The organism is Cutibacterium nasicola (genome assembly GCF_052654715.2).
Window position 1 is genome coordinate 2095045 of record NZ_CP199745.2, and the last position, 11917, is coordinate 2106961.

Genomic DNA, 11917 nt, shown 5'->3' on the forward strand with positions numbered 1-11917 from the left:
GAACAACCGCTCAGTTCAGAACACGGAAGGGCGCCGACCCGTGGGAGAGTCCCTTAAGGTGGGAACGTGACGACTTCCACTCCCCCGTCCGCCGCACCCGCCTCAACATACCGTCTGCAGTTCAACGAGGACTTCACCTTCGCTGACGCCATCGCTCAGCTTGACTACCTGGCAGCCTTGGGTGTCAGCCATCTGTTCTGCTCCCCCATTCTGCAGGCCGCGCCCGGATCCACCCACGGTTACGACGTCGTGGATCATTCCCGGATCTCACAGGAATGCGGTGGTGAGGAGGATTTCCATCGTCTCTGCGCCAAGGCCCATGATGTCGGACTCGGCATCATCGTTGACGTCGTCCCCAACCACATGGCGGTGCCGACGCCGCTGTGGCACAACTACGCGCTGTGGAGTGTACTGCGCGATGGCCCCTCCTCCCCGTACGCCACATGGTTCGACGTCGACGTCTCTGCATCCCTGTCGATTCTCATGGCGATCCTCGGCGACCGCATCGGCACGGAACTGACTGCCGGCACCATCCACGTCGAGACCCGGGACATCCCCGACTCCGACGGCACAACCCACGCCGAGCCCGTCGTCGTCTATTACGATCACGTCTTTCCGGTGCGTCCAGGTACCGAGTCGCTGCCGCTGGCTGAGCTGCTCGATCACCAGTGGTATCGGCTGGCATGTTGGAAGGTCGCAACTGAAGAACTCAACTATCGCCGCTTCTTCAATGTCGACACCCTGGCAGCCATCCGCGTCGAGGATGACGACGTTTTTGCCATCTCCCATGCCAAACTACTGCAACTCTACCGTGCCGGACTCATCGACGGGTTCCGCATCGATCACCCGGACGGCCTGGCCAATCCGCGCACATACCTGGCAGATCTGCAACGAGCCACCGACGGCGCGTGGGTCGTCATCGAGAAAATCCTGGACCCCTCCGAGACCCTCTCGGCCGAGCTTCCGTGCGCAGGCACCACGGGTTATGACTCCTTGCTGCGCGTTGACGGGCTGTTCATCGACTCGGCTGGATTGGCGCCTCTGGGCACCCTCTACGAACGTGTCTGCGCTGACGACGATTCGAAGGCATCCTTCCCTGCCGCGCTGGACACAGCCAAACGTGAGGTTTTAGACGACATGCTCGTCACCGAACTCAACCGGCTGGCAAATGTCGCTGTGGACATTTGCGCTTCCGACATCATGCTGCGTGACCACACCCGCCGCCAGCTGACAAGGGCCATCACCGAGCTCCTCGTCGCGATGGATCGGTACCGCGCCTACCTCGAGCCCGGTCGCGTTCCGGGGCCCGGCGAGGTCAAGGTCATCGAAACCGCAGCAAGCCTCGCCCGTCTAGAGCTACCAGAAGAGGAGCACGACACCCTCGAGCTGGTCGTGGACATGGTGTGTGGACGCCTCGGTCCCTCCACCGATCCGGTGGTGCAGGCCAGCCGCGACGAGTTCATGGTGCGCTTCGCCCAAACCTGTGGGCCGGTCATGGCGAAGGCGAAGGAGGACACCACGTTCTATCGCCATACCCGATTCACAGCGGTCAATGAAGTCGGCTGTGACCCTGAGGTGGCCGGGATTTCCGTTGATGACTTCCATGACTTCGCAAGCCATCTTGGCGAGAGCTTTCCGACAACCATGACGACCCTGTCAACCCATGACACGAAGAGGTCGACCGACGTCCGCGCCCGCCTGGCCAGCCTGACGGAATTCCCGCATGACTGGGATCACACCGTCGCCGCCTTGGAGGCGGCCACCACTGATCAACGTTCTGAGCTACTCGACGGTGCAGCGATCAACCTGCTGTGGCAGACATTGGCCGGAACCTGGCGCTTACCCGGGACGGCTGCGGGAGCCACGCCCATCACCGAGGACAGGCTCGTCGCCTACCTGACGAAGGCGGTTCGAGAGGCCAAATCTCACACCACCTGGACTGACCCGGACGAGGACTACGAGTCTGCGCTGATGGATCTGGCACGGTTCTGCCTGACCGACGATTCCGTCGCGCAGGCCCTTGATGGTTTCACCGAGACGACCAGCCTCGCGGTACGAGCTGCGATCCTCGGGCGAGCCCTGGTGCAGGTGACCATGCCCGGCGTACCCGACACCTACCAGGGCTGTGAGGTCGTCGACTTGTCGCTGGTGGATCCAGACAATCGCCGCCCGGTCGACCACCGTCGTTCCCACCGGCTCCTGCAAACCGTGGAGAACGGCCTCGATGCAGTAGCGCCAGAAGATCGTCTGGACGCGGAAAAGCTGCTTGTCGTCCACAGAGCTCTACAGGTGCGACGCCGACATCGCGACGCCTTCCGTGGCGATCACGCAAGCTACCGACCCGTTGCGACGACCACTGGTCACGCAGTGGCCTTCGCCCGCGGAATCGACGACGAACCTCCCACGGCCATCACCGTGGCCACCCGACTCGCCGGGGCGTTGGAGGGACGCAGTGGCTGGGCCGACCACCAGATCGTGCTGCCGGAAGGCACCTTCACTGACGTCATCACCGGAAAGACGCGGCGGGGAGGCACAGTCAAGCTTGCTGATCTCCTTGACCACATGCCCGTCGCCCTGCTGGCGAGGGAGAAACGATGATGACCAACCAGGTGACGGTCTGGGCCCCCACCCCCACGAACGTCCAGACGCTCCTTGACGGTGAACTCCTTGACATGACCAGGGACGGCGCATGGTGGACGCTTCCGCAGCCCGTCGTTGATGGCCAGCACTACCAGTTTGTCCTCGATGGCGGGGATCCGCTGCCTGATCCGCGCAGCCGCTATCAGCCTCAGGGCGTCCACGGGCCATCACAGGTGTACACGCCCCACAAGCCAGCCCCCTGGCAGGGTATTGACCTGAAAGGCCGGGTGCTCTACGAGATGCACATCGGCACCTTCACCGAACAGGGCACCTTCACCGCTGCCATCGACCACCTCGACGACCTCGTTGGGCTGGGCGTGGAGGCTGTTGAGGTGATGCCCGTCGCCCAGATTCCTGGTACCCGCGGCTGGGGTTATGACGGGGTCGGCCTCTACGCCACCCAGAACACGTACGGTGGTCCGGCGGCGTTCCAACAGTTCATTGACGCCGCCCACTCCAAGGGGCTTGGGGTCATTCTCGACGTCGTCTACAACCATCCGGGGCCAGAGGGGAACTACTTGGCACAGTTTGGCCCCTACTTCAACCATCACCACCCGACTCCTTGGGGTGACGCGGTGAATTTCGATGGCGACGACAACCTGCCCGTACGTCAATTCGTCATCGACAATGCCCACCAGTGGCTCGTCGAATATGGCATTGACGGGCTGCGGCTGGATGCCGTCCACACCCTCGTTGACACCTCCGACACCCACATCCTCGCCGAGTTGTCGACCCGAGTCGCTGAGTGGTCGCACGACGTGGCCCGTCCGCTAGCCCTCATCGCTGAATCGGACCTCAACCAGGCCGACATGGTCACTCCCGTCGGTGTCACCGCCGGGGCCCGCGGCATGACGATGCAGTGGGACGACGACATCCACCACTGTCTGCATGCCTTCTTCACACGGGAGACTGACGGCTATTACTCCGACTTCGGAAGCGCCGAGACGCTGGCCAAGGCCTTCACCAAAGTCTTCGTCCACGACGGCGACTGGTCGTCCTTCCGGGAGCAGAATTGGGGAGCCCCGGTTGACGTCAACAGCACTCACTACGACGCTTCGTCCTTCGTGAGCTTCATCCAGGATCACGATCAGATCGGCAACCGCGCCATCGGAGACCGTCTGGGCCACAACGGAGCCGACCCGAATCTTCAAGCGGCAGCCGCCGCACTGTACCTGCTGGGGCCTTTCACTCCCATGATCTTCATGGGCGAGGAATGGGCGGCCTCAACCCCATTCCCATTCTTCAGCGACCTGGGCCCTGATCTTGGCCCCTTGATCACTGCTGGACGCCGTCAAGAATTCCAGAAGATGGCGTGGCAGGGGGCCATCCCAGACCCTCAAGCCACGATGACCTTCCGGTCAGCGCGACTGAAGTGGGATGAGCGTCACGACCCAGAACACGCACGGATGCTCGACTGGTACCGCACTCTGCTAGGGATCCGCGCATCACTTCCACCCCACGTCGCTCATAGCCTGACGGCCACGACGATGACCGTGATCTCCCCCGATGCCGTCGTCATGAGGCGTCCCGGTGTCATCGTCGTGGCGAATCGAAGCGATGCTCCTGTCACGGTCGCGGGTCTGGTTGACGATCCAGCCCACACTGTGGCGATGGGAAACCACGACGTCAAGGACAGCTCGCTCACCCTGCGTGGCCCAGGGTGCGTCGTCCAGACTGATCTGGGGATCCATGCCCAGTGGGCAGTGTGAGCTCACCCTATGACGCCGAGACGCAGAACCACATCCCAGCTCAGCGGGCGAAGCCATCATCGCCATGCGCGAGCTTTACCTGTACTGAGCGAATCTCTTCAGCCGCAATGACAGGACAAAGACAGAAAGACGAGGGCATCCCTCGTCTTTCTGGCACCAATTCTCATATCCGGGGCCATCCCCGATCAATGATGTCGGCCCGATGCCTCTCACACCTCGCAGCCGCAGGGATCCTTCGACCAGCGGATGGTACTAAGAGCAATCTGCTGGTAATTGTGGACGGTATCCTCAAGAGTGTCCTCATTTAGGTACAGGATGGAGAAACGATTGATCGGGCCCTTGATCTTAATGAGCACAGTCCCCTTGGTGTCGCGGTCCATATTCCACTCATGCGATTTGTCAAGCAGCTTGTGCTCGAAAGGAGACTCAACCTTGACACGATTACTTCCATCGCCAGTGACGCGCAGGAAGTCTGGCTCAAGAGGCGACGCCGTGATCGGCGCACCATCAGTGGTAACGGTCACAGAATCCCGATAGTGATCTTTCTTGCCTGAGCCCTGTGAATCGATGTCATGAAGCAAGAATTGCACACAACTGGCTGGGCCAGAGAAGTCAACATGCAGCAAACTACCAGCAGTGCCGTCACCATTCTGAGCGATGGCAATCAGTTCGGAGACCCAAGGGTAATCACTCTTAACCTTGGCAAGCCCCCGCGGGTCAATGATGTCGCCATCCAAATTGGATGCATAGAGACCGCCGGTGGTGATTTTCGCACCCGGGCGTGCTTCCCTTCGTGCCACCAGCTCGGGGGTAACGAAGCTCTTCTCCCAATGCGCCCCCGTGTACACGCAGTCCTGGCTGGCAGCTACCGAGGGCAGCGCAGTCGAGGCAGTTACCGCAGGTACAGCCCACGCCGCACCCTTGACCACATTACGTCGACTCAGGTTGTTGTTCATTTCTCTCCCATGGATGCGAGATAACGCTGTCGAGAATCAAATTGGGGTCAGACGCAACGCGCCACATACCGCGTAAATCCTCACATGGTCATTCCATGACTGTCAAGTCACGTGCCCAGTGACAGCTGCTGGCCGCTAGCTTACTGCACACGAAACTGGTAGCCGAACTCTCCATCGGACCCCTCATGAGGGAACACCCCGTTGACACTATCACCCCTCAGACCAGCTACACACAGACCTGAAGCCTGGTCCTGATGCGCGCGGCGCACGGCCTCAGCCTTCAAGCAGAGTTGTGGAAAATCGACATATGATGATGATCAGCAGCCAGGTGATACTCTGCGCCTGAGAGGAATTGTGCTGCCAGCAGCACATGACACCCCGAACGGTGTGCCCATCACGAATCCCGTCCACAGCATCAGAGAGGAGATTCTTGGCTGATGTCATCACCGAGCCTCCTCCCTCCCAAACACGCAGTCGCTCCGCATCCAGCCGGTAGTCCCCGTCCACGACAGCGACACCACAGCCGAGACAATCTTGGTCAGTACCGGGTACGCATCGTCATCGCTGACTTCATCGTCATCGCCTTGGCATCGTTCATCGCGGTGCGAGCACGAACAGCAATGACCGTATTCCCAAAGAACACCGACGTTCAGGACAATGTCATTCCGTGGTCCGGAGGAATCATTGTCGCATGGTTGGTCGTCATGGGAATCGCCGGCGCGTACCGGACGAAATACTTGGACGCGGGCGCGGCGCAGTACCGCGCCGTTTTCGAGGCTTCTGCCATCACAGCTGCCCTGCTCGGGGTCTCAGCATACCTGTTCATGTATCCACTGCCCCGTGGCTTCTACTTCCTACTGTTCCTCTTCAGCATTCCCGCCCTACTCCTCGAACGGTTCTTCATGAGGCGCTGGTTGCACCACGAAAGACGCCGCGGCCGGTTCCGTAGCAGCGTCATCATCGCCGGCGACTGCACCCATATTGACGATCTGACCAAAGTACTCCAGCGTGAGAAATGGCTGGGATACGATATCGTTGGCGTGTTAACTCGCGGGCAAGAAAAGTGCCACAATGTCAACGTGCCAGTCCTAGGAGAACCTGAGGATGTCGTATCCGCCTGCCAATATACTCACGCCGCGGCCGTGATTTTCACAGAAGGATCTTTCTCGCGAGCCTATCAGTTCAATCGGTTGGCCCGCACTCTCGAGAACCACGACACCGAACTTATTATTATTCCCGCCCTCTCCGACATCTCCACACAGCGCATGCATATCCGCCCAGTAGCGGGCCTACCCCTGGTGCACATCGAGAAGCCCCAGGCCGAACGTGCCAGTGGCTGGCTCAAGAGGACCTTCGACATCATCGGATCGCTGCTCTTACTCATTCTCACCTCCCCAATCATCCTTCTCGCTGCTATCGCCATCAAACATGAGGATGGCGGTCCTGTGTTCTACAAGCAACGTCGAGTCGGACGCAAAGGCCGAGTCTTCGAGTGCTACAAACTGCGCTCGATGGTTGTCAACGCCGACGAGATCAAGGCCAAGCTGTTGGCCGACAAAAACGAGTCCGACGGTGTTCTGTTCAAGATGAAGGACGACCCTCGAATCACCAAGTGCGGAAAATTCCACCGACGCTACTCCATTGACGAGATTCCCCAGTTCTACAACGTGCTGCGTGGCGACATGTCGCTGGTGGGGCCGCGCCCCGCCCTCGAAGATGAGGTCGCCGCCTACGAATCCCACGTCCGCAGGCGCCTAGACGTCCGTCCCGGCGTCACCGGACTGTGGCAGGTGTCCGGCCGCTCCGACTTGTCCTGGGAGGACACCGTTAGACTGGACCTCTACTACGTCGACAACTGGTCAATCCTGCAGGATGTCAGTATTCTCGCGAAGACGTTCGGCGCAGTATTCACCTCCTCAGGGGCGTATTGATGGTCGCACGAATCCAGCAAGTTGCCCGGGCCCTGACGTGTCTTTACGTTGTCACTGTCGGCGTCGGAGTGCTTGTCCCGATGGGTACCCACATCGGGACCCTCAAGTGGCGCATCGGGAACAGACTGACCAGCGGCGTCGTTCCGATCAGCAACCGTCCACTCAGCGGAGAACAGGTCGCGGCAATCGGGGATCACGCCCTCAACGCGTTCATGCTCCTTCCCCTCACCTTTCTGGCAACTCTCGGGTGGCCACAGGTACATTGGTGGATATGGGGTATCGCTGCCACGATTATCGGGGCTGGCTCTGAATCAATTCAGTATGCCTTTTCCCAACTAGGTCGGCGCCCTCTGGTGTCGAACGCCGTCGAGAACGCCGCAGGCGGCTGGTTAGGGGCAGGCCTCGCCGCAGGTCTACAGCGGCGGCTCAGCCACCGACTGCACTCACCGTCTCATCCACCCCATCGCGAATCATCCGAGAGGTATACACACCAGTGAACATTGTCATCACGGGAGGGGCCGGGTTTATCGGCCAGTATGTGGCTCGTCGCCTGCACGGTCATGATCTCATCGCGCTCGATATTCTCGAGCCACAGACGCACACCGACGTTGACGCTGACCGGGAGCGTTTCCCCGGGCAGGTCGTTGAGGAAGACGTTTGCGAGCCCGAGACATGGAGCCGCCTGAGCCGTCCAGATCTCATCATCCACCTCGCGGCGGAAACCGGCACCGCACAGTCAATGTATCAGGTCGACCGGTACCGTCGAGTCAACGTCGACGGCACCCGGCTGGCCGCCGAATCGGCGCTCCGGTGGGGTTGTCCCATCATCATGACGAGTTCGCGGGCTGTTTATGGTGGTGGCCGTTGGCGTCTTCCTGACGGCACCGTCGAGTGTGGCACCCCCTCAAGCCCTGACGCGACCCCGGAGGACTCCTGTGAAACCGACTTGCACCGCCCCCTGAGTGTTTACGGCGAGACGAAGTCTGAGGCTGAGGCCATTTTGTCCGAGGTTGCCGATCGCATCCCTGTGACGATCTACCGGCCACAAAACGTCATTGGCCCTGGCCAAGCTCTACACAACCCGTATACTGGCGTGTTAGCTGCATGGCTGGCGATGCTGAAAGAAGACCGCCCCATTACGGTCTACGGTGAGGGCAACCAGACCCGCGACTTCATCCACGTTGACGATCTAGCTCGAATGATCGCCTGGTCGGTCGCCAATCCGCCACAATTGGGGTCCCCGCGGATTCTCAATGCGGGTTCCGGTGTACGCACGACCCTCACCGAGCTGGCGCAGTACTGCATTGATGGCGCTCCCGTTCATCGCGATTCTGGGATCAGTCACGTTGACGTGGTACGGGCCGGCGACATCGATCACGCCTGTGCAGACATGTCGTTGTCCCAGAGCCTGGGGGTTCCCCAGCCGACCTGGTCAACCCCGAATGCCGTCAAGGACTTCATCGTTGCCGGGTGGGACAAACCCGGAGCCAAAGCGTCGGCCTGGGACGACGCTCTTCACGAGCTGAGTGAGCACGGCATGACGAGCACCGCACAGGAGGACCAGTGAGTCCGACAACCCTCGCGATTATCCCTGCCAGGGGTGGGTCCAAAGGGATCCCCCGAAAGAACCTCAAGGACTTGGCCGGGAAACCCCTGTTGGCATGGACGATCGAGCAGGCCCTCGCCACCCCGGGCCTCGACGTCTACGTCTCGACCGAGGACGCCGAGATCGCCGAGGTGGCCCGGCGCGTGGGCGCCGGTGTCATTGACCGTCCCGCCGTGCTGGCCCAGGACACCACCGCAACCGAGCCGGTCGTCGAGCACGCGATCGAAGTCCTCACCGAGCAAGGCCACCGCCCGGACCAGGTGATGTTGCTGCAGGCCACCTCTCCGCTACGCCTGCCGACCACCATGAGGCGCGCCCTTGACGAATTCGTCGCATCCGGCGCCGACTCCATGGTCGGAGTGGTTCCCGAGCCGATCTTCATCTGGCAGAAGGAACCGAAGGTCGTCGCCCACTACTCGTATGAGAACCGTCCCCGTCGCCAGGACATGACGCCTGACCAGTTGCGTTACCGCGAGACCGGCTCACTCTACCTGACGAAAACCGAGGTCTACCAGAACACCCACAACCGTCTTGGTGGCCGCATCGAGTTGTTCGTGATGGATCCGATCGAGGGAATCGACATTGACTCCCCACATGATTTCGATGTCGCAGCCGTCGAGCTGCAACACTTTGCACGCCAAACCTCACCGATACCCAGCCCAAGAGAAGGTTATCCGCGCCCATGATCGTCAATCGTCAGACCACACCCTTCGCCGTCTTTGGTGAGGACACCATCCTCACCGCATTGACAAAGATCACCGACAACAAGTCGGGCATCGTCTTCTGCGTTGATGAACACGGCATTCTCACCGGGTCCTTCTCCGACGGCGACTTCCGTCGCTGGATCACCTCCGAACCAGACGGCGACATGACGACGCCGGTGCAGGTGGCTGCCAATCGTGACTGCACCCATGCACCTCTTGATGCCGATGCTTCGACCATCTCCCAACTCTTTCGGCCCGGCGTGGAGGTGATCCCCCTCGTTGACGAGCGTGGCCATCTCACGGCGGTCGCCACTGAGGGTGCCGCCGAGATGACCATCGGTCGTCACACCATTGGCGATGACCACCCTTGTCTTCTCATCGCTGAGATCGGCAACAACCACCAAGGTGACGTCGCGTTGGCCAAGCACCTCGTCGACCTCGCCAAGGAGGCCGGGGCCGACGCCGTCAAGTTCCAGCTGCGCGACATGAACGCTCTGTACCGTCAAGCCGACGGTGCCACCGCGGGCGAGGATCTCGGCGCTCAATACACCCTCAACCTCCTGTCCCGGTTCTCCCTGAACCCCGAGCAGATGATCGATGTCTTCGACCACTGCAAGGCCGTCGACATTGACGCTTTCTGCACGCCGTGGGACCTCCCCAGCCTCACAGTGCTGGCCGACTACGGCGTCCCGGCCCTCAAGATCGCCAGCGCCGACATGACCAACCATTCCCTGCTACGGGCCTGTGCCGCCGAGCACCTGCCAATGCTGGTGTCGACGGGTATGTCGACCGAGGACGAGATCCTCGGATCAGTCGACGTGTTGCGCAGCGTCGGCGCCCAGTTCGCTCTGCTGCAATGCCAGTCGACGTACCCGGCCCCGTTCAAGGACGTCAACCTGCGCTACATGGACCGCCTCGCTGCCCTGGGTAACTGCCCAGTGGGTTATTCCGGGCACGAACGTGGTTATCATGTGCCGATTGCCGCAGTAGCACGCGGTGCCCACATCATCGAGAAACACTTCACCATTGACAAGACCCTCGAGGGCAATGATCACCAGGTCTCGCTGCTCCCCGAGGAATTCTCCGAAATGGTGGCTCGCACCCGGGAGGTCGAGTTGGCCTTGGGCTCAGATCACGCTCGAGTCGTGTCAACCGGCGAAATGATGAACCGCGCCAACCTCGCCAAGTCCCTGGTGGCGACCCGGGCCCTGCACAACGGCGAGGTCATCACCCGTGACGCCGTGGCCGTCAAGTCCCCGGGCCGCGGCCTGCAACCCAACCACCTCGACGAGCTGGTCGGTCGCACCATGCGTCGCGACATCGACGCCGGTGACTTCTTCTACGACACCGACCTGACCGACGCCGTCGCCCAAGGCCGCAACTACACCTTCCGTCGCCCGTGGGGCCTGCCAGTGCGCTACCACGACGCCCGCAAGCTGCTGTCCCACTCCGAGACCAACCCGAACTTTCTGGAGTTCCACCTGTCCTACAAGGACGTGGAGATGACGGCCGAGCAGATCGCCGAGGCCTTCGAGAACCGCAAGTTCGAAGGGATGAGCTACACCGTCCACTGCCCCGACCTCTACGCCGGCGATTTCATCATCAACCTGGCCTCCCCCGACGCAGACATCTGGGAGCGCTCGATCGTCGAGGTCCAGAAGGTCATCCAGATCGCCCGTGACCTCGACACGTGGTTCGACGCCGAGGAGCCCCCGGTCGTCATCTGCACCATGGGCGGGTTCACCAAGGACGCCTTCGTGGCCCCCGAGGAGCGCCCGGCCATGTACGCCCGGATCGCCCAGGCCCTCGAGCGCATCGACGAGGACGGGGTCCGTCTGACCTCGCAGACCCTGCCGCCCTACCCGTGGCTCATGGGTGGCCAGCAGCACCACAACCTCTTCATGGGCCTCAACGACACCGTCGACTTCTGCAACCAGTACGGACGTCGTCTCACCCTCGACCTGTCCCACTCCAAGTTGGCCGCCAACTTCAACAAGATCCCGTTCAGCGAGTACATCGCCAAACTGGCACCGCTCAGCGACCACCTGCACATCGTCGACGCCGAAGGTGTCGACGGGGAGGGCCCGCAGATCGGTGAGGGCGAGATCGACTGGCCGATGACCGCCAAACAGCTCGACGAGCTGGCTCCAGGAGTCACATTCATCCCGGAGATCTGGCAGGGCCACGTCAACAATGGCGAGGGATTCTGGACGGCTCTCGAAAGGCTCGAACAATGGTTCTGAATACACCGCAAGTCTGGTGCGTCTTCCCCACCACTACGCCAACGGGATGGGCACCAGTCACCGAATTAGGACATCTCGTCGCCCAACTGTGGGAAACCGATCTGACGATCGTTTCCAGCGAGTCGGCA

Annotated in this window: 7 protein-coding genes; 6 read left to right on the forward strand and 1 reads right to left on the reverse strand. The window is 61.2% G+C overall.

The annotated features are described in order from the left end of the window. Positions 1–66: 66 nt before the first annotated feature. Complete coding sequence (gene treY / locus ACUCCZ_RS09955; protein ID WP_435917352.1) at positions 67–2598, forward strand: malto-oligosyltrehalose synthase; 2532 nt, start codon at positions 67–69, stop codon at positions 2596–2598. After that, complete coding sequence (gene treZ / locus ACUCCZ_RS09960) at positions 2595–4349, forward strand: malto-oligosyltrehalose trehalohydrolase (protein WP_435917353.1); 1755 nt, start codon at positions 2595–2597, stop codon at positions 4347–4349. Before treY ends, treZ begins: the two co-directional genes overlap by 4 nt. A gap of 209 nt (positions 4350–4558) precedes the next feature. Here treZ and ACUCCZ_RS09965 read toward each other — a convergent pair whose 3' ends face one another. Continuing rightward, the gene (locus ACUCCZ_RS09965; RefSeq protein WP_435917354.1) at positions 4559–5305 is read right to left on the reverse strand and encodes a twin-arginine translocation signal domain-containing protein; all 747 of its coding nucleotides are present in this window, start codon (positions 5303–5305) and stop codon (positions 4559–4561) included. Between the two features lie 437 nt (positions 5306–5742). On the opposite strand from ACUCCZ_RS09965, the gene ACUCCZ_RS09970 reads away from it, so the two are divergent. The 4 genes from ACUCCZ_RS09970 (at position 5743) to ACUCCZ_RS09985 (ending at position 11789) form a co-directional block, all read left to right on the forward strand. Then, positions 5743–7236: a sugar transferase gene (locus ACUCCZ_RS09970; protein ID WP_435917355.1), complete on the forward strand. Its 1494-nt coding sequence runs from the start codon at positions 5743–5745 to the stop codon at positions 7234–7236. 493 nt (positions 7237–7729) lie between these two features. After that, complete coding sequence (locus tag ACUCCZ_RS09975; RefSeq protein WP_435917356.1) at positions 7730–8803, forward strand: NAD-dependent epimerase/dehydratase family protein; 1074 nt, start codon at positions 7730–7732, stop codon at positions 8801–8803. Further along, positions 8800–9528, forward strand: coding sequence for an acylneuraminate cytidylyltransferase family protein (locus ACUCCZ_RS09980; RefSeq protein WP_435917357.1), 729 nt, complete (start codon positions 8800–8802; stop codon positions 9526–9528). The genes ACUCCZ_RS09975 and ACUCCZ_RS09980 overlap by 4 nt, the downstream gene beginning before the upstream one ends. After that, positions 9525–11789 (forward strand): N-acetylneuraminate synthase family protein, encoded by a 2265-nt coding sequence (locus ACUCCZ_RS09985; protein WP_445439672.1) that lies wholly within the window; start codon positions 9525–9527, stop codon positions 11787–11789. Before ACUCCZ_RS09980 ends, ACUCCZ_RS09985 begins: the two co-directional genes overlap by 4 nt. Positions 11790–11917: the final 128 nt, after the last annotated feature.

Bases quoted from the DNA above. Each gene is read 5' to 3' on its own strand.
- treZ (WP_435917353.1), top strand. From the start codon at position 2,595: ATGATGACCAACCAGGTGACGGTCTGGGCCCCCACCCCCACGAACGTC.
- ACUCCZ_RS09970 (WP_435917355.1), top strand. From the start codon at position 5,743: ATGTCATCACCGAGCCTCCTCCCTCCCAAACACGCAGTCGCTCCGCAT.
- ACUCCZ_RS09985 (WP_445439672.1), top strand. From the start codon at position 9,525: ATGATCGTCAATCGTCAGACCACACCCTTCGCCGTCTTTGGTGAGGAC.
- ACUCCZ_RS09965 (WP_435917354.1), bottom strand. From the start codon at position 5,305: ATGAACAACAACCTGAGTCGACGTAATGTGGTCAAGGGTGCGGCGTGG.